Source organism: Terrabacter ginsenosidimutans, from assembly GCF_039539425.1.
Taxonomy (GTDB): Bacteria; Actinomycetota; Actinomycetes; order Actinomycetales; family Dermatophilaceae; genus Terrabacter; species Terrabacter ginsenosidimutans.
Genome location: NZ_BAABDC010000011.1, coordinates 25,805 through 50,960 on the forward strand (window position 1 = coordinate 25,805; position 25,156 = coordinate 50,960).

Below are 25,156 nucleotides of genomic sequence, written 5' to 3' on the forward strand. Positions count from 1 at the left end.
CCTCATGCCCACGAACTGGTCCAACCTCTTGATGAGTCGCGGGTCGAGGTGTCATCCTCGACCCCATGCCCGAGAGTGCACCCCAGGGCGGGTTCAGCCCCGTCAAGCGCCGGTCCGTGTCCGACGAGGTCTTCGCCGAGCTGCGCGACGCGATCCTGACCGGCCGCTTCCAGCCCGGCGACGCCCTGCCGCCCGAGCGCGAGCTCGCCGCCTCCTTCGCCGTCAACCGGCACGCGGTGCGCGAGGCCCTCAAGCGCCTGCAGGAGGCCGGCTTCGTCCAGATCGTGCACGGCGGCGCCACCACGGTCCTCGACGTCCGCAGCAGCGCCGGCCTCGACCTGCTCGCGCACCTCGCCCGCTCGGGCGAGGGCCTCGACCCGCTGATCCTGCGCGACGGCCTCGAGATGCGCCGCTGCATCGGCGTGGAGGCGGCCCGGGTCGCCGCCGCCCGGGCGTCCGACGCGGCCCGGGCGCGCGTCGTGGCGGCAGCGGCGGCCTACGGCCTCGACGACCAGACCGACGCCGACCGTGCCTTCTGGCTCGAGGTCGTCGAGGCGAGCGGCAACCTCGCCTTCCGGCTCGCCCTCAACTCGCTCGTCCAGGCCATCGACAGCGGCCCCGACGTCATGGACGCCCTGCTCGCCGCCGACCGGGCCGACCTGCTGGCGCACGCGCCTCTCGCGGCAGCCATCGCCGCCCGCGACAGCGAGCTCGCTGCGCGCCTCGCCGACGCGATCCTCAGCCAGGCCGTCGACGTGTGGGCCTCGCTCACCGACTCGGGACGCACGCTGGACCCGGTGACGCGAGGCGCGTGATGGTCGACATCATCCTCACGGCGATCCCGTTCTTCATCGCGTTCATCGTCATCGAGGTCGTCTCGCTGTGGTTCGCACCGGACGACGACGAGGTCGGCTACGAGGTCCGCGACACCGTCACCAGCCTGACGATGGGCATCGGCAGCGTCGGCGTCGGCATCTTCTACAAGGCCCTCCAGCTCGTCGTCTACGCCGCGTTGTATGCCGTGACGCCCCTTCGCCTCGACACCTCCCTCTGGTGGGTGTGGGTCGTCATCTTCTTCGCCGAGGACCTCGCCTACTACTGGTACCACCGCGCCCACCACGAGGTCCGCATCCTCTGGGCGAGCCACGTCGTGCACCACTCGAGCCAGCGCTACAACTTCTCGACGGCGCTGCGCCAGACGTGGACGCCCTTCGGCGGCATCCCGTTCTGGGCGCCGCTCGCCCTGCTCGGCGTGCCGGTCTGGGCGATCTTCCTCCAGCAGTCGATCTCCCTCATCTACCAGTTCTTCCTGCACACCGAGCGCGTTGGGAAGCTCTGGCGCCCAGTGGAATACGTCATGAACACGCCCTCGCACCACCGCGTGCACCACGGCATGAACAACGCCTACCTCGACCGCAACTACGGCGGCATCCTCGTCATCTGGGACCGGCTCTTCCGCTCCTTCGAGCCCGAGGGCGAGCGCGTCGTCTACGGCCTGACCAAGCAGCTGCGCACCCACAACCCGCTCGTCGTCGCGACGCACGAGTACGCGTCGATCTGGGCCGACGTCCGCACCGCCCGCACCTGGCGCGACCGGCTGGGGCACGTCCTCCGCGGCCCGGGCTGGCAGCCCGGGACCTGAGCGGAGGGCTGGTCAAGCCCGGCACCCGGGGCCACGATGGGAGGCGGTGAGCGGCCCGCGCTCCCGGACCGAGGAGGACCATCGTGAGCACCTACCAGGTCGGCTACTTCGTCGGCAGCCTGTCATCGACCTCGATCAACCGGACGCTGAGCAAGGCGCTGATCCGGCTGGCGCCGAAGGACCTCGAGTTCACCGAGATCCCCATCGGCAACCTCCCGCTCTACAGCCCCGACTTCGACGCCGACTACCCGGCCGAGCCCCGCGCGCTCAAGGACGCCATCGCCGCGTCGTCGGCCGTCCTCTTCGTCACGCCGGAGTACAACCGGTCCATCCCCGGCGCCCTGAAGAACGCCATCGACTGGGCCTCGCGCCCGTGGGGCCAGAACTCCTTCAACCACGTGCCGGCCGCCGTCATCGGCGCGTCGCCCGGCCAGATCGGCACGGCACTCGCCCAGCAGAGCCTGCGCGGCGTCCTCAGCTTCTGCAACGCCCGCCAGATGACCGCGCCCGAGGCCTACGTCAGCCTCCGGCCCGGCCTCATCACCGACGACGGCGAGGTCACCGACGAGTCGACCGCCGCCTTCCTCACCGACTTCATGCAGGAGTTCCGCGACCACGTCGTGCGCGTGCTCACCGTTCTCCCGCGCGCCTGAGCGGGTCGTATGCCGGGTCGCCGACGGGCGACACGGCATACGACCGCTGCTCAGTGGGCCAGAGGGCTCAGTGGGCGCTCGACGTCTTCCAGAGGTTGATGCCGCCCTCGACCGCGTGCTGGTCGATCGTGTCGAGCTCCTCCTGCGAGAACTCGAGGTTGTCGAGCGAGCCGAGGCTGTTCTCGAGCTGACCGACCGACGAGGCGCCGATGAGCACCGACGTGACGCGCTGGTCGCGCAGGATCCACGCGAGCGCCATCTGCGCGAGCGACTGGCCGCGCGACTGCGCCATCTCGTTGAGGGCGCGGATGTGCGTGAGGTTCTGCTCGGTCAGCAGGTCGGTCGAGAGCGACTTGTCCTGCGACGCGCGCGAGCCCTCGGGAACCCCGTTCAGGTACTTGTCGGTCAGCATGCCCTGCGCGAGCGGGCTGAAGGCGATGCAGCCGACGCCCTCCTCGCCGACCACGTCGAGCAGGTCCTCCTCGACCCAGCGGTTGAGCATCGAGTAGCTCGGCTGGTGGATGAGCAGCGGCGTGCCCATGGACCGCAGGATCTCGACGGCCTCCCTGGTGCGCGGGCCCGAGTAGCTGGAGATGCCGGCATACAGCGCCTTGCCCGAGCGGACCGCGGTGTCGAGCGCGCCCATCGTCTCCTCGAGCGGCGTCGTCTCGTCGAAACGGTGGCTGTAGAAGATGTCGACGTAGTCGACGCCCATCCGCGCCAGCGACTGGTCGAGCGAGGAGAGGACGTACTTGCGGCTGCCGCCGCCCTGGCCGTAGGGGCCCGGCCACATGTCGTAGCCCGCCTTCGTCGACAGGATCAGCTCGTCGCGGTAGCGCTTGAAGTCCTGCGCGTAGATCGTGCCGAAGTTGCGCTCGGCGCTGCCGTAGGGCGGGCCGTAGTTGTTGGCGAGGTCGAAGTGCGTGACGCCGAGGTCGAAGGCCCGTCGCAGCGTCGCGCGCTGGCGGTCGAGCGGGACGTCGTCGCCGAAGTTGTGCCACAGACCGAGCGAGACCGCCGGCAGGTCGAGCCCCGAACGGCCCGTGCGGCGGTAGGTCATCGAGTCGTAGCGGCTGGGTGCGGCCTGGTAGTCGTCGGCGTGAAGTGTCATGTGCCCCAGTCTCGTCTGCATCGCGCATGCCGCGAAAGGCGGGGTTGTGTCGAGTCGTGCCCGGGCGTCCGATGTGGATGTGGAGGGTTCTTCCTGTTGCCCTTGTGAAGCAGGTGACGGCGAGTAAGACTGCGCGTGGGGAAGTCAACGATGTCAACTGCAGCGTGGCAGGAGGACCGACAGCATGACCCGAATCAATGTGACCGTCGACGGGGTGAGCTACTCCGACGAGGTCGAGCCCAGGACCCTTTTGGTCCAGTACCTTCGCGAGGGCCTGGGCAAGACCGGAACCGTCGTCGGGTGCGACACCAGCAACTGCGGTGCCTGCACCGTGCACCTCGACGGCACGAGTGTGAAGTCGTGCAACGTCCTCGCCGTCCAGGCGGACGGCCACGAGGTGACCACGATCGAGGGGCTCGCCACGGACGGCGAGCTGCACCCGGTCCAGCAGGCCTTCCACGAGTGCCACGCCCTCCAGTGCGGCTACTGCACCCCCGGCATGATCATGCAGGCGTGTGACGTCCTCAAGAACAACCCCGACCCGAGCGAGCAGGAGATCCGCGAGGGTCTCGAGGGCAACCTCTGCCGCTGCACCGGCTACCACAACATCGTCAAGGCCGTGCAGCAGGCGGCCGGCGCGATGAGCAGCTCGAGCTCGCAGTCGAGCGCCCAGGCGGTGTCGTCATGACGATCACCGAGGACCGCGCGGCCGACGCACCTACCCCCGAGATCGGTAAGGCCCGCACCCGCAAGGAGGACCAGCGCCTCATCACCGGCCGCACCCGCTGGACCGACAACATCCAGCTGCCCGGCATGCTGCACCTCGCCATGGTGCGCAGCCCCTTCGCCCACGCCACCGTGACGGCGATCAACACCGATGAGGCCAAAAAGGCCCCGGGCGTCGTCGGGGTCGTCACCGGCGCCGACATCAAGGACGTCCAGGGCGTCGTCGCCAACGCGTGGCCGCTCAACGCGGAGCAGAAGACCCCGAACCACCTGCCCGTCGTCGTCGACCACGTCGCGTGCGCTGGCGAGATCGTCGCCGTCGTCGCGGCCCGCACCGCGGCCGAGGCCCGCGACGCGGCCGAGCTCGTCGACGTCGACTACGACGAGCTGCCCGCCGTGCTCGACCTCAAGGAGGCCGTCAAGGACGAGGTGCTCGCGCACCCCGACCTCGGCACCAACACCTCCGCGGTCTGGACCCTCGACTCGGCGGCCCAGGGCTCGGGCACCGACGTCGAGGACGAGATCGCCAAGGCCCGCGACGGGGGCATCGTCATCGAGCGGGAGTTCCGCCAGCAGCGGCTCATCCCCGCCTTCATGGAGCCGCGCTCGACCGTCTGCGACCCGACAGGCGAGCAGATGACGGTGTGGACCTCGACCCAGGTGCCGCACATCCTGCGCTTCCTCGTCGCGGCGACCACCGGCATCCCCGAGTCCAAGGTGCGGATCATCGCCCCCGACGTCGGAGGCGGCTTCGGCGGCAAGCTCCAGACGACCCCCGAGGAGTTCGCCACCATCGCCGTCGCGCGCCGGCTCGGCAAGCCGTGCAAGTACACCGAGACCCGGAGCGAGTCGCTGCTCTCGGGCCACCACGGCCGCGACCAGTGGCAGAAGCTGACGCTCGCCGCCACCAAGGAGGGACGCGTCACCGGCCTCAAGGTCGAGCTGCTCGCCGACCTCGGTGCCTACGTCGGCGTCGTCGGCGGAGGCGTCCCCGTGCTCGGCGCGTGGATGTTCAACTCCATCTACAAGTTCGCCGCCTACCACTTCACCGTGCGGACGCTGCTGACCAACAAGACGTGGGTCGACGCCTACCGCGGCGCCGGTCGCCCCGAGGCGACCTTCGCCATCGAACGGATGATGGACGAGCTCGCCGCAGAGCTCGGCCGCGACCCGCTCGAGGTCCGCGAGCAGAACTGGATCACCCACGACGAGTTCCCGTTCACGTCGGTCGCCGGGATGACCTACGACTCCGGCAACTACGAGGCGGCCACCGCCAAGGCCAAGGAGCTCTTCGGCTACGACGAGCTGCGCGCCGAGCAGAAGCGGCGCCGCGAGAGCAACGACCCCGTGCAGCTCGGCATCGGCATCTCGACCTTCACCGAGATGTGCGGCCTCGCGCCCTCACGCATCCTCGGCGCCCTCAACTACGGCGCCGGCGGCTGGGAGAGTGCCAGCATCCGCATGCTCGCGACCGGCAAGGTCGAGGTCATCACCGGCGTCTCGCCGCACGGCCAGGGCCACGAGACGGCATGGAGCCAGATCGTCGCCGACCGGCTGGGCGTCCCGTTCGAGGACGTCGAGGTGCTGCACGGCGACACGCAGACCTCGCCGAGAGGCATGGACACCTACGGCTCGCGCTCGCTCGTCGTGGGCGCCGAGGCCGTCGTCAGGGCCGCCGACAAGGTCATCGAGAAGGCCCGGACCGTCGCGGCCCACCTGCTCGAGGCAAGCGTCGACGACATCGAGTTCAAGGCCGGCACCTTCGGCGTCAAGGGCACCGACAAGGGCGTGAGCATGGCCGAGATCGCGATGGCGGCGTGGACCGGACACAACCTGCCCGACGGGTTCGAGCCGTCCATCGACGCCGACGCGACCTTCGACCCCGACAACTTCTCCTTCCCGCACGGCACGCACCTGTGCGCCATGGAGGTCGACACCGAGACGGGGGCGACGACGATGCGCAAGTACGTCTGCGTCGACGACATCGGCACCATCATCAACCCGCTCATCGTCGAGGGTCAGGTGCACGGCGGTCTCGTCCAGGGCATCGCCCAGGCACTCTGGGAGGGGGCGGAGTACGACGAGCAGGGCACGCTCGTGACCGGCTCGTTCGTCGACTACACCCTGCCGACCTCTGCCGACACGATCAGCTTCATCACCGACCACACGACGACACCCGCGACCTACACCGCGTTGGGCACCAAGGGAGTCGGCGAGGCAGGCGCCATCGCCTCCACACCGGCGGTCGTCAACGCGATCGTCGACGCGGTGCGTCCGCTCGGCGTCGACGACATCCTCATGCCGTGCACTCCCGAGCGGGTGTGGAAGGCCATCCAGAAGGGCCGCTCGGTGCCCGGGGAGGGTGAGCGGGACGCGCAGCCGCACTTCGACGAGGGCGTGCCGAACCAGGATCCCGGTGCCGGGAGCGAAGGGAGCCAGGCATGATCCCCGCACAGTTCGACTACCTCGCGCCCGCGTCGGTCGAGGAGGCCATCCGCGCGCTCGCCGAGCACGGTGACGACGCGAAGGTGCTCGCCGGAGGGCAGTCGCTGCTGCCGATCCTGCGCATGCGCCTCAACGCGCCGGGGGTCGTCATCGACCTCGGGCGCATCCCCGAGCTGCAGGGTGTCTCCGAGGACGGCGACCGCCTCGTCATCGGCGCCATGACGACGTATGCCGCCGTGCTGGCCTCCGAGGCCGTGTCCACCCACGCGGCCCTGCTGTCCAAGGCGATCCAGACCGTGGCCGACCCCCAGATCCGGCACCGCGGCACGATCGGTGGTGCACTCGTGCACGCCGACCCAGCCGGCGACGTCGGCGCTCCCGCGCTCGCGCTCGGGGCCGAGTTCGTCATAGCCGGTGCTGGCGGAGCGACGCGTACCGTCGCGGCCGAGGACTTCTTCGAGGACCTCTTCACGACCGCCGTCGGCGAGAGCGAGCTGCTGACCCAGATCCGCGTCCCGAAGCACACTGGCTGGGGTGCGCACTACGAGAAGTTCGTCCGCGTCAGCCACCAGTGGTCGATCGTCGGCGTGGCGGCGACGGTGCGCAGCGAGGGCGGCTCGATCGCCGAGGCGCGCGTCGGGCTGACCAACATGGGCTCGACGCCGCTGCGGGCGCGCTCGGTCGAGGAGGCCCTCGTCGGGCAGCCCGCGACCGACGAAGCCGTCCGTGCCGCGGTCGCGTCCGTCGCCGAGGGCACCAACCCGCCCTCGGACCTCAACGGCGACTCCGACTACCGCAAGCACCTCGCCACGGTGCTGACGCGGCGCGCGGTCCTCGCCGCGGCAGGAGCGTGATCGCCGGATGGACCTGACGCACTCCTTCACCGTGCCGACCTCGGTCGACGACGCGTGGGCCCTCTTCATGGACCTCGAGCGCGTCGGCGGGTGCTTCCCCGGGGCCACCGTGACGGAGGTGACCGACGACGGGTTCTCCGGCACGGTCAAGGTCAAGCTCGGGCCGATCGCACTGGTCTACTCCGGGTCGGGCTCCTTCGTCGAGCGCGACGACGCGACGCACCACGCCGTCATCGAGGCCAAGGGCAAGGACAAGCGCGGCAACGGCACCGCCGGGGCCACGGTGACCATCACCCTGAGCCCCGACGGCACCGGCGCCCGGGCCGACGTCGTCACCGACCTCGCCGTCACCGGCAAGCCGGCCCAGTTCGGCCGGGGCGTCATGCAGGACGTGTCCGACAAGCTGCTCCAGGCGTTCGTCGCCTGCATCGAGACGCAGCTCACCGGACCGCCCGCCGAGCCGGAGGCTGCTCCGGCCGCGATGGCTGCGGCTGCTCCGGCCGGCTCGAACGGCTACGTCGAGACCGGCTCCGACGCGCTCGCGGCCGACACCGGCGCGGCGATGGCTGCGGCGCCGACGGCGTCGTCGCCTCCGGTGGCACACGCGCCGAAGCCGCCGCGCCGGGTCCCCGCCGACATCGAGGAGGATGCGCCCCTCGACCTCGGCTCGGCCGTCATGCCGGTCCTCATCCAGCGGTATGCCGGCTACGCGGCGGCGGCCGCCATCGGGGTCGTCATCGGCTGGCTCGTCGGCCGCGGCAGCAGGTCCTGAGCCCACCTCCACCCAGCCCCACCCGCAGGCCCGGTCGCCGTCGCGACCGGGCCTGCGGCATACCTCGTCGGCTCGCCGTGTTGGACGATGAAGAGCCCACCAACCCCAGGAGAGTCATGTCCCGCGTCACTGTCCTCGGCGGCCACGGCAAGGTCGCCCTGCTCGCTGCCCCGCTGCTCGTCGACGACGGGCACGACGTCACGTCCGTCGTCCGCAACCCCGACCACGTGGCCGACGTCGAGGCCACCGGCGCCACGGCCGCCGTGCTCGACATCGAGCACGCGTCGACCGACGAGATCGCCGAGCTGCTGCGTGGCAGCGACGTCGTCGTGTGGTCGGCCGGAGCCGGCGGCGGGAGCCCCGAGCGGACGTATGCCGTCGACCGCGACGCCGCGATCCGCTCGATGGACGCGGCCGTGCAGGCCGGCGTCGGGCGCTACGTCATGGTGTCCTACTTCGGCGCCGGGCCCGACCACGGCGTGCCCGAGGACAACGGCTTCTACGCCTACGCCGAGGCCAAGACCGCAGCCGACGAGTACCTCCAGGGCACCGACCTCGCGTGGACGATCCTGCGCCCGAGCAGCCTGACCACGGACGCGGCCACCGGTCACATCGCGGCCGGTGAAGGAGTCGTCGCCGGTCAGGTGTCCCGCGACAACGTCGCCCACGTCATCCGCTCGGTCGTGGAGCACCCCGACCCGACGGCCCGCCGCATCCTGGCGTTCAACGACGGCTTCCAGCCCATCGACGAGGTCGTCGCCACCACCGTCGAGTGAGCGCTCCGTCCCACTCGAGTGAGCGCTCCGTCCCACGTGCATGGGTCGTGTGGGGTCGCCTGCTCACTCGACTGGGACGGGGCGCTCACTCGACGTCAGGGGCGGGCCACGTGCTCGGCGATGACGAGGTCCTGCCACGCCATGCCGACGCTCTTGAAGACGTTCGGACGGTCCGTCGCGCGCTCGACCCGGCCGAGCACGACGTCCGCGAGGGTGCGCACGTCGGCCCAGTCGAGCGCGCCCTGCGCCGCCGCGAGGATGACGTCGCCTGCCTCGCGGCGCGCCGTCCCGATCTCCTCGACGACGACGAGCGAGCGTCCGAGCAGGCCCGACCCGAGCTCGCGCCGGTGCGGCTCGTGCGAGCCGATGGCGACGACGCAGGCCCCGTCGGCCACCCAGTCGTCGTCGAGCACCGGGGTCGTGGCCGACGTCGCGGTCACGACGACCTGCGCCTCGCGGACCGCCGCCTCGACCTGGGGGTCGCCGACCGTGAGCCCGCGCGTGGCGAGCCGGTGGGTCGACGCGAGTCCCGAGATGCGCTGCGCCGTCGAGCGGGCGGCGTCACCGCGCCGGCCGACGACCGTCACCGATGGCGTATGCCGGATGGCGAGCAGCGCCTCCGCGTGCCCGAGCGCCTGCGGACCGCTGCCGAAGATGACTGCCGACCCGACCTCGGCCGGGGCCAGCGCGTCGATGGCGACGGCCGACACGGCTGGGGTGCGCAGCGAGGTCACAGCGGTGCCGTCGATGAGGACCGAGGGGCTCAGGGTGTCGGCGTCGAGCAGGACGTAGACGGCCTGGATGCGGTCGTGACCGCGGGCCGGGTTGCCCGGCGCGACCGAGAGCACCTTGGTGCCGGCCGAGCGCCGGTTGGTCGACGGCATGACGAGGAGCTGGCCGTCGCCGACCGACGCGGCCAGACGGGGCGGGTCCGACGCCGGGTCGAGCCCGTCGGCGAGCTCGCGCCGGATGAGCCTGCGGGCGCGGTCCGGCGACACGCTCCGGCGCACGGTGGCGGCGTCGACCCAGCGAGGCTGCTGCACGTCAGGCCTGCTCGGCGCTGGACCGGGCCCGCTCGGCTCGCGCCGGGTCGGTGGCCGCGTCGGCGACCTGCGCCAGGTGGGCCCGCAGCTGCCTGGCGAGCGTCCACTGGGTGACCTCGTGGGTGAACCGGCGCACCCAGCCGGGCGACACGGCATACGCCAGCGTCAGCACGACGAGCGTCCCCTCGTCCTCGGCGTCGAAGCGCCAGGTCAGCGGCTCGGCCCTCACGTGGGCGGGCAGCAGCAGCGCCGGCTCGCCGACCGTCGCGGTCAGCGCTCGGGCGACAGGTGGCGGGAGCGGCACATGGACGTCAGCACTGACCTGGGGCACGCGTCGACTCTAGGTGTCGGCGTGCGAGGGCGCCTGGCCGGGCATGTGCGCCGAGGACGACCGTGGACGTACGCTCGTGCGGTCGCCCACCACCCCGGGTGGCAGCCGTCAACGACGACACGAAGTCAGGACATCATGGCGCTCAGCGTTTTCGACCTCTTCTCGATCGGCATCGGGCCGTCGAGCTCGCACACGGTCGGTCCGATGCGGGCCGCCGCGCTCTTCGCCGAGCGGCTGCGTGACGAGGGAGTCCTCGACCGGGTCGCGCGCGTGCGCTCGCAGCTCTTCGGCTCGCTCGGCGCCACCGGACACGGGCACGGCAGCGACAAGGCCGTCCTGCTCGGCCTCACGGGGGAGCGGCCCGAGCTGTGCGACCCGCGCGCCGTCGAAGGGCGCCTCGCCGAGATCCGCTCGAGCAACCGTCTCGCCCTGCTCGGGCAGCACGAGATCGACTTCGTCGAGGACGAGGACCTCACCCTGCACCGGCGCAAGACCCTGCCGCTGCACCCCAACGGCATGACGTTCACAGCACGCGACGCCGACGGCGTGACGCTCGCCGAGCACACCTACTACTCCGTCGGCGGCGGCTTCGTCGTCGGCGAGGACGCCGACGGGTCGAGCAAGATCGTCGAGGACTCGACGCCCGTCGCGCACCCCTTCCGCACTGGCGACGAGCTGCTCGCCCACTGCCGCGAGACCGGCAAGTCGATCGCCCGCATCATGCTCGAGAACGAGCTGTCGTGGCGCACCGAGCAGGAGGTCCGCGACGGCCTGCTCGACATCTGGCGCGTCATGAAGGAGTGCGTGCGCAACGGCATCGCCACCGAGGGCGTGCTGCCCGGTGGCCTCCGTGTGCGTCGCCGCGCGCCCGAGCTGGCCCGACGCCTTCAGCTCGAGGGCCAGAGCGACGACCCGCTGCGCGGCATGGACTGGATCACCCTCTACGCCCTCGCCGTCAACGAGGAGAACGCGTCGGGTGGGCGCGTCGTCACGGCTCCGACCAACGGCGCCGCCGGCATCATCCCCGCGGTGCTCCACTACTACGCGAACTTCGTCAACGGCGCGGACCGCGACGGCATCGTCCGCTTCCTGCTCACCGCGGGCGCGATCGGCGTCATCTACAAGGAGACCGCCTCGATCTCCGGTGCCGAGGTCGGCTGCCAGGGTGAGGTCGGCTCCGCGTGCTCGATGGCGGCCGGCGCGATGGCCGCCGTCATGGGCGGCACGCCCGAGCAGGTCGAGAACGCCGCCGAGATCGGCATGGAGCACAATCTCGGCCTCACCTGCGACCCGGTCGGCGGCCTCGTGCAGATCCCCTGCATCGAGCGCAACGCCATCGCGTCGGTCAAGGCCATCACGGCGGCTCGCACCGCCCTGCGCGGTGACGGCTCGCACGTCGTGAGCCTCGACAAGGTCGTCAAGACGATGCGCGAGACCGGCCGCGACATGAAGGTGAAGTACAAGGAGACCGCGCGCGGCGGCCTCGCGGTCAACGTCATCGAGTGTTGACCCCGCCCTTCCGCAGGATCCGCGGCGGCGCCGTGAATGTCGGCTTTGCGTGCAGCGCATGCTCAGAACTGAGCACTTCTCTGCGAATTCGCTGACAGTTCGGCCTTTTTCGTCTCTGGGGACCGGGCTCGGAGCACTTTGGGAGGTGGCGTCGATCGGCGCCACCCGCCGACCTCGGGGGCTCTGCGCCGGCTGGTCAACACAGGGAGAAGGGGACACTCATGCGTTCACTGCGCAGCCGCGCCGTCCTGGCCGGCATCACCGCACTGGGCACGATCGGACTGGCCACAGCAGCTGCAGGACCGGCAGGCGCCGTGCCCGCGAGCGGAGGTACCGAGCACTCGTCGTTCCCGGCAGCGGGGGCCGTCTTCGAGTGCAGCTCGCCGACGGGGGACATCACGGCGCTCAGCGGCACGGTCAGCATGGTCGACCACTGGACGGTCGATGGTCAGGGCGTGTTCCACGAGACCGGGACCGTGAACACGCACGGCGTCACCCTGATGGGTGCGAACGGCGACCTCTACACGGTCTCCGGCGCTTCGTGGTTCGGCGGCAAGATGGACGCCACGGGCACGCCCATGGTCTTCACCGACACGGAGCATTGGGTCCTGCACGACACGACGACGGGTGGGAACGTCAAGGTGCAGATCGTCAGCCACTGGTCCCCCGGCGCGAGCTTCACGTGGGACAAGGGCACCTGCTCCGCTCCGGAGGGGTGAGCGGAGCAGTCGGCTCCGTGGCCGCCTCGCCCTGGTCAGGGGCGGGGCGGCTGCCCTGTCAGGACTCCTGCGGAGCCTCGTCGAGGTCCGGCAGGGGCAGCTCGACCTCGCACTCGTAGTAGCGCATGGCCAGGCGCGCCCGCTCGACGTCGATGGTCCCCTCGCCGATGGCGATGACGTCGTCGAGCCACCGGTGAGACGGCGCCTCCGCCTGGAAGGTCAGGACGTGCACGCCGCGTCCGTCCGTCAGCGAGGACAACCCGGTCAACGTGAAGAGCACCACGCCGTCCTCGACGTGGATGACGCCGCGGGCGTCCGGCGAGGCCCACCCCTCCCGGATACGGGGGAAGTTCGACCACGAGGCCGTGCCTGACAGGCGCCCTGTCAGCGTGCCCGTGCCCTGGCCGTAGATCCGGCCGTCACGTCCGGCCGAGGGTTCGACCTCGTGGATGAGGTCGTAGGTCCAGCTCGCATCGCACAGGTGCCGGAGTCGCATGAGAGCCTCCTCGGAGAGAGTCCACTCCCTTGACGTTACCCCCGTGGTCGCGCGCTGGGGCGCGTCTCCCGAAGACCGCTGTCAGCGATGATGGCCCTCGGCCTCGCTGATCGGATATGTATGTCCTGCAACGTATCTCGCATACAGGTCCGTAGTGCCACCAGCCTCGCGAATGACCTCGGCGAAGAAGCGACCCGAGTCGCGGACGGAGCGCTGCTGCGTCTCGTAGTCGAGGGCGACCAGACCGAACCGGGGCACCTCACCCTCGTTCCACTCCCAGTTGTCGACGAAGCACCAGTGGTAGTAGCGGTCAACCGGAACTCCTCGGGCCCGAACCGTGCCCAACACCTCGAGGTGCTCCCAGAGGTAGCGCGACCGGAACGCGTCGACCGCGTCGCACGTGCCGTTCTCGGTGACCCAGACGGGCAGGCGGTAGGTCTCCCACGCCCACCGTGCCATCTGACCGAGCCCGGCGGCATACACCTCCCAGCCGAGGTCGTTGACGGGCACGCCCGGGGGCGTGCCGTCGTCGAAGCGCGTCACGGTCGTGCGGGAGTAGTAGTTGAGGCCGAAGAAGTCCGCGTAACGCCCGGGGGTGATCCCCGCCGGCCGACGCAGCGGCGCCGTGAACTCACCGGTCGTCATGGCCCGCACGATCGCGTCCTGGAAGAGGCGGCGCATGACCACGGTCAGCGCGCGGTGCCAGGGGTTGAGCGGGTTGCCCGGCTGGAAGGGCCGCAGGTGGTGGGCGACGCCGACCATCGTGTCCGGGGCGGGTCGCAGGGCGTGGATGAGCGCATACGCCCGGATGTGCGCGACGGCGAGGACCTCGAAGACGCGCAGCCCCTCACGCAGGCTGCGGTGGCCGGGTGGGAAGTCGCCGAACACGTGCGCGCCGGTGACGTAGACGTTGGGCTCGTTGATCGTCACCCACTCCGCGACGAGGTCGCCGAGCCGCTCCACCACCTCGGCGACGAAGCGCTCCCACACCCACAGGGCGCCGGGTGCGAGCCATCCGCCGTCGCGCTCGAACCACAGCGGGTGGCTGAAGTGGTGCAGTGTCACGAGAGGCCGGATCCCCTTGTCGCGCAGCAGCTCCAGCTCCGCGCGGTAGCGGGCGAAGGCCACCTCGTCCCAGCGACCCGGCCGAGGCTCGAGGCGCGCCCAGTCGACACTCATCCGGTAGACCTGCACGTCGAGCTCGGCCAGCAGCTCGGTGTCCTCACGCCACCGCGCCCAGTGGTCGGTGGCGCGCCGCGGCGTGGAGCCGTCGGCGATGGTGCCGGGACGGTCCGCCCAGTCGTTCCAGCTGCTCTCGACGTCGCCACCCTCGACCTGCGTGGCGGCGGTCGCGACGCCGAGGAGCATCCCGTCGAGCCGGAAGCCGTGCGTCACCTCGTCGACGGTCGCCATGCGACTCAACGTACCGGCGGCCGATGCGACAGACTGGCGCGCGTGGGTCACGTCTCCGTCGCAGAGCACCGTGCCGCCGTCGCGCGGCTCCTCGGGGTCGGCAGGGTCGCGCAGGTCGCGCTCGACCGGCATGCCGCCGGGCGTCGCCTCGCCGCCGACCTCGTCGCCGCCGACGACCTCCCACGCTTCGACAACTCGGCCATGGACGGGTATGCCGTGTGCCCCGGATCCCCGGATCAGCGCAGCCACCCCGTGGTCGGCGACGTGCCGGCCGGGTCGGCCCCGGACTTCGTGCTCGCGCCCGGTGAGGCGGCCCGGGTCATGACGGGCGCGCGCCTGCCGGAGGGCACGGTGGCGGTCGTCCCCGTCGAGCGCACCGACGCGAGCCCCACCGGCCCGGCCCCGTCGCGCGTCACCGTGGTGGGCGAGGTCGCGGCCGGCCAGCACGTGCGACTCCGTGGAGAGGACGTGACGGCCGGAACGGTGATCGGGACAGCCGGCTCGGCCGTGACACCGGCCCTGATCGCCCTCGGACGCTCGGCCGGCTGCACCACGGTCGAGGTCCACCTGCCCACCCGGGTCGCCGTCGTCGCGACCGGCGCCGAGCTCGCCCCGCCGGAGACCGACCCCGGCGCCGGAGGCATCCACGAGTCCAACTCCGACATGGTCGCCGCGCTCGCGGCGGCCGCCGGCTGCGACGTGCGCCGCGTCGAGGTGTGCTCCGACGAGCCCGACGACCTCCGACGCCTCCTCGACGAGCTCGACGCCGACCCCGAGGTGGACCTCGTCGTCACGACCGGGGGAGTCAGTGTCGGCGCCTACGAGGTCGTCCGTCAGGTGTGCTCGCCGCTGCCGACCTTCGACTTCGTCCACCTCGCCATGCAGCCCGGTGGACCCCAGGGCCTCGGCCGCTACGGGTCCACGCCCGTCGTGTGCCTGCCGGGCACCCCCGTCGGGGCCTTCGTCGCCTTCCACGTGCTCGTCCGTCCTGGCCTCGACCGACGCCACGGGGAGCCGGGCGCGAGACCCGGCCACGCGGCCTACGCAGGCAGGACCCGGCGCACGCGCGCCGGACGCGTCCAGTTCGTCACGAGCGTGCTCCACGACGACGGCACGGTCACGTCCCCGGATGCCCGCCACCTCACGGCGCTCGCTGCGGCGAACTGCCTCGTGGAGGTGCCCGAGGGCATCGACCAGCTCATCGACGGCGACGTCGTCGTCGTCCACCCGGTGTGAACGGGGCACCTGCCCGGCGCCCCTAGGCTGTGGGACGTGAGCGCGACCCTCGTGGCCAAGGACCTCGCCGGGGGCCACGCCCACCGGACCCTCTTCGAGCACCTCGACCTCACGGTCGCCCCGGGTGACGTCGTCGGGGTCGTCGGCGCCAACGGTGCGGGCAAGTCGACGCTCCTGCGCCTCCTCGCGGGCGAAGACCTGCCGCTCGACGGCACCGTGACGACGGCTCCCTCCGACGCGTTCGTCGGCTGGCTGCCGCAGGAGCACGAACGCGTGCCCGGCGAGACCGTCGCCGACCACATCGGCCGGCGCACCGGCGCCACCGCCGCCACCGCCGCGATGGAGGAGGCCGCGGGCGCCCTCGGCGGCGACGACCCGAAGGCCGACGAGGCGTATGCCGTGGCGCTCGACCACTGGCTCGTCAGCGGAGCGCCCGACCTGGACGAGCGCATCCCCCCGATGCTCGCCGAGCTGGGTCTCGACGTGGGCGCCGACGCGCTCATGACGTCGCTCTCCGGCGGCCAGGCCGCGCGGGCGGCGCTCGCCGCGCTGCTGCTGAGCCGCTTCGACCTCGTGCTGCTCGACGAGCCCACCAACGACCTCGACCTCGCCGGTCTCGACCGCCTCGAGGCGTTCGTCCACGGCCAGCGCGCTGGCGTCGTGCTCGTCTCGCACGACCGCGAGTTCCTCGCCCGCTGCGTCACGCGCATCGTCGAGCTCGACCTCGCGCAGAACTCGGTCTCGGTCCACGACGGCGGCTACGAGTCCTACCTCGAGGAGCGCGAGGTCGCCCGGCGACACGCGCGAGAGGCCTACGAGGCCTATGCCGGCACCAAGTCCGACCTCGAGTCGCGGGCGCGCACCCAGCGGGAGTGGTCGTCCAAGGGCGTTCGCAACGCCATGAAGAAGAGCCCCGACAACGACAAGAACCGTCGCGCTGCCAGCATCGAGTCGTCCGAGAAGCAGGCGCGCAAGGTGCGGCAGATGGAGTCGCGGATCGCCCGGCTCGACGAGGTCGCCGAGCCGCGCAAGGAGTGGGTGCTGCAGTTCTCGATCGGGGCGGCGCCGCGCTCGAGCTCGGTCGTGTCGACGCTCAACGAGGCGGTGGTCCGCCGGGGCGACTGGACGTTCGGGCCGGCCTCTCTCCAGGTGGAGGCGCGCCGCCGCATCGGCATCACCGGACCCAACGGCGCCGGCAAGACGACCTTGCTGTCGCTGCTGCTCGGCCGCATCGCCCCAGACGACGGCAGCGCGTCGCTCGGCGCGAGCGTGGCCGTCGGCGAGATCGACCAGGCGCGCACGGGGCTGCGCGAGGACCTGCCGCTCGGCGACGCGTTCGGCGAGGCCGTGCCAGACGTCAACCCCGCCGACCGCCGCACCCTGCTCGCGAAGTTCGGGCTCAAGGCCGACCAGGTGGGCAGCGCCGTCGGGCGCCTCTCGCCGGGGGAGCGCACGCGCGCCGCGATGGCACTGCTGCAGGCTCGCGGCGTCAACCTGCTCGTCCTCGACGAGCCGACCAACCACCTCGACCTGCCCGCGATCGAGCAGCTGGAGGAAGCGCTCGACTCCTACGACGGGGCGCTGCTGCTCGTCTCGCACGACCGCCGGCTGCTCGAGAACGTCCGCCTCGACGAGCGCTGGCACGTCGAGGCCGGACAGGTCACCGGCCTCTGACCCTGCCCTCGTGTCGATTTCCGGACCGCTCGTGCGTCAAGGAGATGAGCGGTCACCGGCCCGGTGGCCGTGACACCACGGAGGTCATCATGAGTCACCCCATCGTCCACGCGGAGATCCGCTCCAGCGACCCCGACGCGACCCGCGCCTTCTTCGGCGACCTGTTCGGATGGACCTATCCGAACGAAGGAGCCTTCCCCGGCTACACCTTCGTCGAGACCGGCGTCCCGGGCGCGCTCTACACGGCGATCAGCCCGCTGCAGGGCGACGGTGACCTCGTCACGTTCTTCGTGGGCGTCGACGACATGGCCGACTCCATCGCGAACGCGACCCGGCTCGGCGGCCGCGTCGTGCAGGAGCCCGTCACCGTCCCGGGAGTGTCGTTCGCCCTCATCGCCGACCCCCAGGGTCACGTGGTGGGCCTGGCCCAGCAGCTCTGAGCTCGGGGTCGGATCGGCTCAGGCGGCGAGGGCATCGGCAGGTGCATGCGCAATCCGCCTGAAGCACAGACGAATTCACTGATCACCCGCGATGTCAGCCGGGGGAGTTGGTCGGGTCGGCGACCCAGGGTCCCAGTGGCGGGTCCCACTGGCGCACGACGCGTCGCAGGACGTATCCGCCGAGCCAGTAGGGGTCCTGGTCGAACGCGTCCGTCACGGCCTCCATCGACTCGGCGGAGTAGACGATGAGCGCGGCGTTGGCCGGCTCCTGGTCGGTCGGCTCACCTTCGCTCACCTCGTCGAGACCGGGTTGGTACATCCCGGCGACGAGGAGGCCGGACAGGCCGCTGAGGAACTCCCGGTGCTCGGGTCGGATCGTCAGCATCTCGGTCACGTCGTCGGGATAGGTGTAGTGGATCGCGTAGATCGCCACGGGTGGGCCTCCAGATGCTCGGGTGGACGTCGGTGGTCAGCTGGTCGTGATCCGGTGTGCGCCGGCATACACGTTGAGACGGCTCCCGCGCACGAAGCCGAGCAGACTCATCCCGGCGTCCTCCGCGCACTCGACCGCCAGTGACGATGGCGCGGAAACCGCTGCAAGGCAAGGGATCCCCGCCATGATCGCCTTCTGGGTCAGCTCGAACGACGCCCGCCCCGACACGACGAGCACGCATCCGACCCCCGGCACGCGGCCACTCTGGAGCGCCCACCCGACGACCTTGTCGACGGCGTTGTGCCGGCCGACGTCCTCTCGCACGACGAGCTGCTCGCCGTCGGCGGTGAAGAGGCCCGCGGCGTGCAGGCCGCCCGTCTTGTCGAACGACCGCTGCTCGCTGCGCAGGGCGTCGGGTAGCTCCGAGATGACCTTGGCCGCGAACTCCGTCGCGTCGGAACGCACGTCGAAGGCCGACTGTGCGCGCAGCTGCTCGATGCTCGCCTTGCCGCAGACCCCGCACGAGGAGTTGGTGAAGAACGCACGGGTCGCCGAGGCCGCAGGAGCCGCGACGCCAGGAGCCAGGGTCACGTCGATGACGTTGTAGGTGTTCTCGTCGAAGCCGCTCTCGCCCGAGACGACGGCGCCCTCGCAGTAGCGGGCCAGCGCGATGTCGTCGGCCGACCGGATCAGCCCCTCCGACATCAGGAAGCCGTGGACGAGCTCGATGTCATGACCCGGCGTGCGCATCGTCACCGTGAGCGGCGTCCCGTTGACGCGCAGCTCGAGCGGCTCCTCCACCGTGAGCGTGTCAGGCCGCGTCGTCGTGGCCGGGGTCGCGAGATCGATCGTCGTGACCTTGCGCCGCACCGTCACCCGTCCCATGGAGTCAGCCTGCCAGACTCCGTGCCAGACTCCGAGAGTGCCACCCGTCCCAGCCGCTGCGCCCCCGGCCGTCGTCGTGCTGACGGGCGGCGCGTCACGGCGCATGGGCTCGCACAAGCCGGTGCTCGACGTGGGTGGCCGACCGCTCGTCGCCCGCGTGCTCGACGCGGCCGGTGACCGTCCGGCGCTCGTCGTGGGACCCGGTCAGGGCGTCCCGGAGGGCGTCCGTGTCGTCATGGAGCGCGTGCCCGGAGGCGGCCCCGTCGCCGGGCTGGCCGCCGCCGTCGAAGCACTCACCGCCGACCCGCAGGCACCGCTTCCGTATGCCGTCGCGGTCCTCGCGGCCGACCTGCCGTTCGTCACCTCCGCCCATGTCGACCGGCTGCTCGCCGCCCTCCACGACCCCGGCGAGGCGGATCTCGCCGTCACCGTGGACCGCGACGGGCGCCCGAACTGGCTCTGCGCTGCCTGGCGCCTCACCACCCTTCGGGCCAGGCTCGACGACCTCGGCGACGCGTACGGCAGCAGCATGCGCAGGCTCGCAGACGGCATACGCACGCAGTTCGTCGACGACCCCGCCGAGCTGGCTCTCGACGTCGACACCCCGGACGACCTGGCCCGTGCCCGCGACCGTGCTCGCAACCGTGGTCGAGCCCTCTCGGACGAGGCTCCGACCACCGACTGACGGCTGGTCCCGGCGACTCTGGGAGATCGCCCAAGTCGCGCCCTGTGCCGAATCCCCCTGCAGCCAAGCGCTACTCAGAACTTGGGACGCATATGGCAAAGACTTGGTAAGCCCCGTTGACCCGTGTTCTCCGCTGCTGCCAACGTCGCGCTCGTTCCGGCCCGATCTCAAGTCGTGGGATGGCGGAACTCCCTCCAAGCGGCCACACGCCGCATCTCGACAAGGAGCAACCAGTGAATCGACTGAAGTCTGGGCTGGCGACCGGAGGGCTGCTCGCCCTCGCCCTCGCCATCTCGCCGGCGATCCCGGCGGGCGCAGCGGCCGGAGCAGGGCGCGACAAGGCGCCGGCCCCCGAGTCGCAGAGCCTCAAGGCGACCGAGCAGTCCCGAGCCGCATCGTCCGCGAGCGCCCTCGGCCTCGCCTCCGGCGAGAAGCTCATCGTCAAGTCCGTCATCGCGGACCCGAACGGTGCCACCCACGTCCGGTACGAACGCACTCTGGACGGACTCCGCGTCATCGGCGGTGACTTCGTCAGCCACAAGGACTCCTCGGGCGCCGTCAAGAGCGTCACGTGGAACCTCCGCAAGAACGTGACGCCGTCGACGATGACCCCGACCGTCTCCAAGAGCCAGGCGCACGAGGCCGGTCTCGCGGCCTCCAAGGCAAACAAGGAGACCGCCACCCCGGGCGAGCTCGTCGTCTTCCAGTCGGCGACCGGTCCCAAGCTGGCCTACGAGGTCATCACCGAGGGCATCAAGGCCGACCAGACCCCGACCCGCCTCCACACCATCGTGGACGCCACCACGGGCAAGACGCTGACGAGCTGGGACGACGTCAAGGAGGGCACGGGCAACGGCATCTTCGTCGGCTCGGTCACGCTCGCCACCACGGCCGGCACGTCCTACACGATGAAGGACACGCACGGGAACTACACGACCGACCTCAACCAGGCGACCTCGGGCAACGGCACGACGTTCACCGACGCCGACGACGTCTGGGGCAACGGCCTGCAGAGCAACCGCCAGTCGGCCGCCGTCGACGCGCACTACGGCGCGGGCAAGACGTACGACTACTACAACACGCAGCTCGGCCGTGCCGGCATCTGGAACAACGGCACCGGCGCCCGCAGCCGCGTCCACTACGGCCAGAACTACGTCAACGCCTTCTGGGACGGCACGCAGATGACCTACGGTGACGGCGCCAACAACGCCGCCCCGCTCGTCGAGCTCGACGTCGCCGGCCACGAGATGAGCCACGGCGTCACCGAGAACACCGCGGGCCTCGCCTACTCCGGCGACGCGGGCGGCCTCAACGAGTCGACGTCCGACATCTTCGGCACCGCCGTCGAGTGGTACGCCAACAACGCCTCTGACACGCCGGACTACCTCATCGGCGAGAAGATCAACCTCAACGGCAACGGCACGCCGCTGCGCTACATGGACAAGCCGAGCAAGGACGGCGCCTCGAAGGACTGCTGGAGCAGCTCCCTCGGCGGCCTGGACCCGCACTACTCCTCCGGCCCGCTCAACCACTGGTACTACCTGGCCTCGGAGGGCTCGGGCGCCAAGACGATCAACGGCGTCAGCTACAACAGCCCGACCTGCAACGCCTCCACGGTGACGGGGATCGGCCACACCAAGGTCGAGAAGATCTGGTACCGCACGCTGTCGACCTACCTCACCTCGAGCAGCAACTACGCGGCGGCCCGCACCGGCGTCATCAAGGCGGCCAAGGACCTCTACGGCGCCGGCTCCGCCGAGTGCACCGCGGTCGACAACGCCATGGGCGCCATCTCGGCCCCGGCCAGCACGGAGACCTGCGGCACCGGCGGCGGTGGCGGCACGGGTGCTGCCCTGACCAACGGCGGCTTCGAGTCCGGCCAGACCGGCTGGACCGGCACCACCGGCCCGATCACGAACAACACGGGACGCCCGGCCCGCACCGGCTCGTACAAGCTGTGGCTCGGTGGCAACGGCACCGCCGGCTCGGAGAACGAGTCGCAGACCTTCGCCGTCCCGTCCACGGCGACCTCGCCGACGCTGACCTACTACATCCGCATCGACACGTCCGAGACGACGACGACGAGCGCCTACGACACGGCCACCGTGCAGATCAACGGCGTCACGAAGCAGAGCTACTCGAACCTGTCCACGCCGAAGGCGTCCTACGTCCAGAAGACGATCGACCTCACGGCCTACAAGGGCACGAACGTCACGCTGAAGTTCGCCGACACCGAGGACTCCTCGCTGCAGACGAGCTTCGTCATCGACGACGTCTCGACGAACTTCTGACAGACGGAGCCCTCCGGGCTGCGTGAGCAGCCCTGCACGTCACGCACCACCAGAGGTCGGTATGCCGCGGGCCCAGGCTCGCGGCATACCGACCTTCTGCGTGTGCCGGCCGCTCAGCGAGCAGCGGCGGACGTCGACGGTGTCGTCGAAGCCGACGGCGTCGTGCAGCGGGTCGTCGCCGGCACCGACAGCGTGACGTCGTTGACGAGGTTGCCGACGAGTCCCGAGACCTCGCCCAGCGAGGGGTCGCTGAGGTCGATCGGGCGTGCCTCGGCGTCGGTCACCGAGATGACGATGGGGTCGGTCACGCTGTCCGGACTGTCGGGGTCGACGGGGGCCAGGTCGCCGGTCGGCAGGTCGGTGACCGACGGGCCGGACCCGGACGGGTCGAGGCGCACCGTGGCGAGGAGCAGGACGAGCTGGCGCTGCTGCTGGGCGCCCAGCGTGCAGACGCGGCCGTGGACCGAGCGCGTCTCGACGCGGACCCGGCCGTCGAGACCGAGCAGGATGCGGTCGTCGAAGCCGGCGATGCCGCCGGTGCGGCGCAGGGTCAGCGGGAAGGCCGGCCCGTAGGAGGGCTCGCGAGCGTCGGACCCGCCGCCACCGACCCGCAGCCGCGCTGACGTCGTCGACGGGGCAGCCGAGGACGTCGTGCCGGCCTTGCCGGCCGTACCCGAGCCGCCGGCCTCGCCGGACACGGCGGCGCCGCAGCCCCCGACGGAGAGTGCTGCGATGGCCAACCCCACGCACAGGCCTGCGCGCCCCATGGAAACCATGGTGCTCCCAGTCGGCGGACGATGCACGCCGGACGCGATGGATGCGGGACGACGGTTGGATGACAGTTTCAAGTGGCGGGCCTCACGGTGCACGGGAATGCTCGGAGTCAGAGGTGAGTCGGCCGGGGGCCGGACGCACCGAACCGCACGGACGTCGGCGCCGATGGACCCATATCGGCGGCTGAGCGTCCTGCGGTCCTAGGGACACGAAAGGGACGATCGAGTGATACCCATCTCCACACCGCACCGAACTCCAGGGACTCGCAGAGTGCGACGGTCCGTGGCAGCGCTCGGTGCGCTCGCAGCAGTCACCGCCGGGATGGCTCTGTCGAGCCCCTCGGCGCAGGCGGCCGACCCGTCCGCGGGCGCCGTCGGCGGCGGCGCGAGCAGCAGCGCGAGCAGTGACCCGGCGAGCCGTGAGCGTGCCTTCGCGGCCGCGTCGGCCGAGTACGGCGTGCCGCGCACGGTGCTCGAGGCGGTGTCCTACGCCCAGACGCGCTGGGACTTCAACCCCGGGCACAGCACGTCGGGCGGCTACGGGCCGATGCACCTCGTCGACGGCGAGCTCGGATCGGCAGCGGAGGGCAAGGGCCTCGGCCAGGCCCCGGCCGCCGCTCCGGCACCCGCTGCCGACACCCTCGGCCGGGCCGCCACGCTGACCGGCCTGTCGGAGGACGCGCTGCGCACGGACGAGCTCGCCAACATCCGCGGCGGCGCCGCCCTGCTCGCCGCCACGCAGAAGCGGCTCGGGCTGCCGACCGGCGAGTCCACCGACGCCGGTGCCTGGTTCGCGTCCGTGGCCGACGCCTCGGGTTCGGCCCAGGAGGACGTCGCGAACGCCTTCGCCGACGACGCATACTCCGTCATCGCCTCGGGCGCCTCACGTCGGACCGTCGACGGCAAGCAGGTCTCGCTGCTCCCCTCGAGCGTCACGCCGCAGGCGACCCAGGTCGACCGGCTCGGGCTGCTCAAGAAGGCGAACAAGGGAGACGTCGACTGCCCGCCCGGCCTCGACTGCGAGTGGGTCCCCGCGCCCTACGAGAAGCTGGGCTCCGACCCCGGCGACTACGGCAACCACGACCTCGCGAGCCGCCCGGTCGCGCCGAAGATCACCAACATCGTCATCCACAACACCGAGGCGTCGTACGACACGACGCTCAAGCTCGTGACCGACCCGACGTACCTCGCGTGGAACTACAGCCTGCGCAGCTCCGACGGCCAGATCGCCCAGCACCTCAAGCCCGAGGACGTGGGCTGGCACGCCGGCAACTGGTACATCAACGGCCACTCGATCGGGCTCGAGCACGAGGGCTTCGCAGCGACCGGCGCCGAGTGGTTCAGCGAGCCGATGTACCGCTCGTCGGCACGTCTCGTGCGCTACCTCGCCACGAAGTACGACATCCCGCTCGACATGCAGCACATCTTCGGTCACGACCAGGTCCCCGGCGTCGCGCCGGGCAACGTCGCCGGCATGCACTGGGACCCGGGCCCCTACTGGAACTGGGAGCACTACTTCCAGCTCCTCGGTGCGCCGCTGCAGTCCCACCAGTCGGGCGCGGCCAAGGACCTCGTCCGGATCCTGCCCGGCTTCGACGACAACCGGCAGACGGTGACGTTCTGCGACGGCAAGGTCGCTGACAGCTGCGGTTCGCAGCCGACGAACTTCGTCTACCTGCACAACGCCCCGTCCGAGACGGCCCCGCTCGTCAACGACATCGGTCGCAAGGCCAACGGTGCCCCGTCGACGACGTCGGTCTCCGACATCGGTGCTCGCGCCCAGACCGGTCTGACCTTCGCCGTCGCCGACCGCCAGGGCGACTGGACGGCCATCTGGTTCAACGGCGTCAAGGGCTGGTTCCTCAACCCGGCGTCCGACCCGACCGCCGTCCCGGTCACCGGCTCCTACGTCGTGCCCAAGGCGGGACTGGCCAAGGCGCCCGTCTACGGCCGCGCCTACCCCGAGGCATCCGCCTACCCGGCGGGGATCCCGGTCCAGGCCCTCGCGCCGCTGCAGTACTCCTTCACGCAGGGCCAGCGGTATGCCGTGGGCGACCTCACGGTGCCGACGGACTACTACCGGGCGACGACGTTCTCACCCGACACGGCGAACGACCACGTCGACGTCGTCGGGCAGGACCGCTACTACCAGATCTCGCTCGGCCACCGCTTCGCGTACGTGCGCGCCGCGGACGTCGACGTCGTCCCGGCCCAGTAGCCCCGGGTCCTCCCAACCGTCGAGAGGCCAC

General features: G+C 71.1%; 24 protein-coding genes. 16 read left to right on the top strand and 8 right to left on the bottom strand.

Translation table 11 applies throughout. The annotated features are described in order from the left end of the window. The first annotated feature begins 65 nt into the window (after positions 1-65). From ABD831_RS20305 to ABD831_RS20315, 3 genes are all read left to right on the top strand, one after another. Positions 66-815 carry a FadR/GntR family transcriptional regulator gene (locus tag ABD831_RS20305; protein ID WP_344951192.1) on the top strand — a complete coding sequence of 250 codons (750 nt, stop codon included), beginning with the start codon at positions 66-68 and terminating at the stop codon, positions 813-815. Then, positions 815-1,642 (top strand): sterol desaturase family protein, encoded by an 828-nt coding sequence (locus ABD831_RS20310; RefSeq protein ID WP_344951373.1) that lies wholly within the window; start codon positions 815-817, stop codon positions 1,640-1,642. Before ABD831_RS20305 ends, ABD831_RS20310 begins: the two co-directional genes overlap by 1 nt. Positions 1,643-1,725: 83 nt before the next feature. Continuing rightward, positions 1,726-2,295 carry an NADPH-dependent FMN reductase gene (locus tag ABD831_RS20315; protein ID WP_344951195.1) on the top strand — a complete coding sequence of 190 codons (570 nt, stop codon included), beginning with the start codon at positions 1,726-1,728 and terminating at the stop codon, positions 2,293-2,295. A 67-nt stretch (positions 2,296-2,362) separates the two neighbouring features. On the opposite strand, the gene mgrA is transcribed toward ABD831_RS20315, so the two are convergent. Next, complete coding sequence (mgrA, locus tag ABD831_RS20320; protein ID WP_344951198.1) at positions 2,363-3,406, bottom strand: L-glyceraldehyde 3-phosphate reductase; 1,044 nt, start codon at positions 3,404-3,406, stop codon at positions 2,363-2,365. Between the two features lie 184 nt (positions 3,407-3,590). Here mgrA and ABD831_RS20325 point away from each other — a divergent pair, with 184 nt between their 5' ends. From ABD831_RS20325 to ABD831_RS20345, 5 genes are all read left to right on the top strand, one after another. Then, positions 3,591-4,094, top strand: coding sequence for a (2Fe-2S)-binding protein (locus tag ABD831_RS20325; RefSeq protein ID WP_344951200.1), 504 nt, complete (start codon positions 3,591-3,593; stop codon positions 4,092-4,094). Continuing rightward, positions 4,091-6,577 carry a xanthine dehydrogenase family protein molybdopterin-binding subunit gene (locus tag ABD831_RS20330; RefSeq protein WP_344951203.1) on the top strand — a complete coding sequence of 829 codons (2,487 nt, stop codon included), beginning with the start codon at positions 4,091-4,093 and terminating at the stop codon, positions 6,575-6,577. The genes ABD831_RS20325 and ABD831_RS20330 overlap by 4 nt, the downstream gene beginning before the upstream one ends. Further along, positions 6,574-7,431 (top strand): FAD binding domain-containing protein, encoded by an 858-nt coding sequence (locus ABD831_RS20335; protein ID WP_344951206.1) that lies wholly within the window; start codon positions 6,574-6,576, stop codon positions 7,429-7,431. Before ABD831_RS20330 ends, ABD831_RS20335 begins: the two co-directional genes overlap by 4 nt. Positions 7,432-7,438: 7 nt before the next feature. Beyond that, positions 7,439-8,203, top strand: coding sequence for an SRPBCC family protein (locus tag ABD831_RS20340; RefSeq protein ID WP_344951209.1), 765 nt, complete (start codon positions 7,439-7,441; stop codon positions 8,201-8,203). A 116-nt stretch (positions 8,204-8,319) separates the two neighbouring features. Then, positions 8,320-8,979 (top strand): SDR family oxidoreductase, encoded by a 660-nt coding sequence (locus ABD831_RS20345; RefSeq protein WP_344951211.1) that lies wholly within the window; start codon positions 8,320-8,322, stop codon positions 8,977-8,979. Between the two features lie 95 nt (positions 8,980-9,074). Here the strand turns inward: ABD831_RS20345 and ABD831_RS20350 are convergent, their stop codons facing one another. Continuing rightward, complete coding sequence (locus ABD831_RS20350; RefSeq protein ID WP_344951214.1) at positions 9,075-10,022, bottom strand: ornithine cyclodeaminase family protein; 948 nt, start codon at positions 10,020-10,022, stop codon at positions 9,075-9,077. Position 10,023: 1 nt separating this feature from the next. Next, entirely contained in the window at positions 10,024-10,353 is a 330-nt protein-coding gene (locus ABD831_RS20355) for a hypothetical protein (RefSeq protein WP_344951217.1), read from the bottom strand. 135 nt (positions 10,354-10,488) lie between these two features. Here ABD831_RS20355 and ABD831_RS20360 point away from each other — a divergent pair, with 135 nt between their 5' ends. Further along, entirely contained in the window at positions 10,489-11,862 is a 1,374-nt protein-coding gene (locus ABD831_RS20360; RefSeq protein WP_344951220.1) for an L-serine ammonia-lyase, read from the top strand. A gap of 221 nt (positions 11,863-12,083) precedes the next feature. Next, positions 12,084-12,581 (top strand): hypothetical protein, encoded by a 498-nt coding sequence (locus ABD831_RS20365; RefSeq protein WP_344951223.1) that lies wholly within the window; start codon positions 12,084-12,086, stop codon positions 12,579-12,581. A gap of 58 nt (positions 12,582-12,639) precedes the next feature. Here the strand turns inward: ABD831_RS20365 and ABD831_RS20370 are convergent, their stop codons facing one another. Further along, entirely contained in the window at positions 12,640-13,077 is a 438-nt protein-coding gene (locus ABD831_RS20370) for a hypothetical protein (protein ID WP_344951225.1), read from the bottom strand. A gap of 81 nt (positions 13,078-13,158) precedes the next feature. Next, a complete protein-coding gene (locus tag ABD831_RS20375; protein WP_344951228.1) occupies positions 13,159-14,490 on the bottom strand; it encodes a glycoside hydrolase family 1 protein in 1,332 nt (443 codons plus the stop codon). Positions 14,491-14,532: 42 nt separating this feature from the next. On the opposite strand from ABD831_RS20375, the gene ABD831_RS20380 reads away from it, so the two are divergent. The 3 genes from ABD831_RS20380 (at position 14,533) to ABD831_RS20390 (ending at position 17,840) form a co-directional block, all read left to right on the top strand. Beyond that, positions 14,533-15,726 (top strand): molybdopterin molybdotransferase MoeA, encoded by a 1,194-nt coding sequence (locus ABD831_RS20380; RefSeq protein WP_344951231.1) that lies wholly within the window; start codon positions 14,533-14,535, stop codon positions 15,724-15,726. 36 nt (positions 15,727-15,762) lie between these two features. Continuing rightward, positions 15,763-17,400 carry an ABC-F family ATP-binding cassette domain-containing protein gene (locus tag ABD831_RS20385; RefSeq protein ID WP_344951233.1) on the top strand — a complete coding sequence of 546 codons (1,638 nt, stop codon included), beginning with the start codon at positions 15,763-15,765 and terminating at the stop codon, positions 17,398-17,400. Positions 17,401-17,489: 89 nt separating this feature from the next. Next, on the top strand, positions 17,490-17,840 hold the full coding sequence (locus ABD831_RS20390) for a VOC family protein (protein ID WP_344951236.1): 351 nt from the start codon (positions 17,490-17,492) through the stop codon (positions 17,838-17,840). A gap of 94 nt (positions 17,841-17,934) precedes the next feature. Here ABD831_RS20390 and ABD831_RS20395 read toward each other — a convergent pair whose 3' ends face one another. Together ABD831_RS20395 and fdhD are read right to left on the bottom strand one after the other, a co-directional pair. Continuing rightward, positions 17,935-18,273, bottom strand: a complete 339-nt coding sequence (locus ABD831_RS20395) for a YciI family protein (RefSeq protein WP_142179585.1) — start codon at positions 18,271-18,273, stop codon at positions 17,935-17,937. Positions 18,274-18,309: 36 nt separating this feature from the next. After that, the gene (fdhD, locus tag ABD831_RS20400) at positions 18,310-19,158 is read right to left on the bottom strand and encodes a formate dehydrogenase accessory sulfurtransferase FdhD (protein WP_344951240.1); all 849 of its coding nucleotides are present in this window, start codon (positions 19,156-19,158) and stop codon (positions 18,310-18,312) included. Positions 19,159-19,195: 37 nt separating this feature from the next. On the opposite strand from fdhD, the gene mobA reads away from it, so the two are divergent. Both mobA and ABD831_RS20410 read left to right on the top strand, forming a co-directional pair. Further along, positions 19,196-19,843, top strand: coding sequence for a molybdenum cofactor guanylyltransferase (gene mobA, locus ABD831_RS20405; protein WP_344951243.1), 648 nt, complete (start codon positions 19,196-19,198; stop codon positions 19,841-19,843). Positions 19,844-20,076: 233 nt separating this feature from the next. Then, positions 20,077-22,134 (top strand): M4 family metallopeptidase, encoded by a 2,058-nt coding sequence (locus ABD831_RS20410; protein ID WP_344951246.1) that lies wholly within the window; start codon positions 20,077-20,079, stop codon positions 22,132-22,134. A gap of 113 nt (positions 22,135-22,247) precedes the next feature. Here ABD831_RS20410 and ABD831_RS20415 read toward each other — a convergent pair whose 3' ends face one another. Beyond that, positions 22,248-22,901, bottom strand: coding sequence for a hypothetical protein (locus ABD831_RS20415; RefSeq protein WP_344951249.1), 654 nt, complete (start codon positions 22,899-22,901; stop codon positions 22,248-22,250). 289 nt (positions 22,902-23,190) lie between these two features. Between ABD831_RS20415 and ABD831_RS20420 the strand changes: the two genes are divergently transcribed. Next, the gene (locus ABD831_RS20420; protein ID WP_344951252.1) at positions 23,191-25,125 is read left to right on the top strand and encodes an N-acetylmuramoyl-L-alanine amidase; all 1,935 of its coding nucleotides are present in this window, start codon (positions 23,191-23,193) and stop codon (positions 25,123-25,125) included. Positions 25,126-25,156: the final 31 nt, after the last annotated feature.

Bases quoted from the DNA above. Each gene is read 5' to 3' on its own strand.
- ABD831_RS20305 (WP_344951192.1), top strand. From the start codon at position 66: ATGCCCGAGAGTGCACCCCAGGGCGGGTTCAGCCCCGTCAAGCGCCGG.
- ABD831_RS20310 (WP_344951373.1), top strand. From the start codon at position 815: ATGGTCGACATCATCCTCACGGCGATCCCGTTCTTCATCGCGTTCATC.
- mgrA (WP_344951198.1), bottom strand. From the start codon at position 3,406: ATGACACTTCACGCCGACGACTACCAGGCCGCACCCAGCCGCTACGAC.
- ABD831_RS20325 (WP_344951200.1), top strand. From the start codon at position 3,591: ATGACCCGAATCAATGTGACCGTCGACGGGGTGAGCTACTCCGACGAG.
- ABD831_RS20330 (WP_344951203.1), top strand. From the start codon at position 4,091: ATGACGATCACCGAGGACCGCGCGGCCGACGCACCTACCCCCGAGATC.
- ABD831_RS20335 (WP_344951206.1), top strand. From the start codon at position 6,574: ATGATCCCCGCACAGTTCGACTACCTCGCGCCCGCGTCGGTCGAGGAG.
- ABD831_RS20340 (WP_344951209.1), top strand. From the start codon at position 7,439: ATGGACCTGACGCACTCCTTCACCGTGCCGACCTCGGTCGACGACGCG.
- ABD831_RS20345 (WP_344951211.1), top strand. From the start codon at position 8,320: ATGTCCCGCGTCACTGTCCTCGGCGGCCACGGCAAGGTCGCCCTGCTC.
- ABD831_RS20360 (WP_344951220.1), top strand. From the start codon at position 10,489: ATGGCGCTCAGCGTTTTCGACCTCTTCTCGATCGGCATCGGGCCGTCG.
- ABD831_RS20365 (WP_344951223.1), top strand. From the start codon at position 12,084: ATGCGTTCACTGCGCAGCCGCGCCGTCCTGGCCGGCATCACCGCACTG.
- ABD831_RS20370 (WP_344951225.1), bottom strand. From the start codon at position 13,077: ATGCGACTCCGGCACCTGTGCGATGCGAGCTGGACCTACGACCTCATC.
- ABD831_RS20375 (WP_344951228.1), bottom strand. From the start codon at position 14,490: ATGGCGACCGTCGACGAGGTGACGCACGGCTTCCGGCTCGACGGGATG.
- ABD831_RS20390 (WP_344951236.1), top strand. From the start codon at position 17,490: ATGAGTCACCCCATCGTCCACGCGGAGATCCGCTCCAGCGACCCCGAC.
- fdhD (WP_344951240.1), bottom strand. From the start codon at position 19,158: ATGGGACGGGTGACGGTGCGGCGCAAGGTCACGACGATCGATCTCGCG.
- ABD831_RS20415 (WP_344951249.1), bottom strand. From the start codon at position 22,901: ATGGGGCGCGCAGGCCTGTGCGTGGGGTTGGCCATCGCAGCACTCTCC.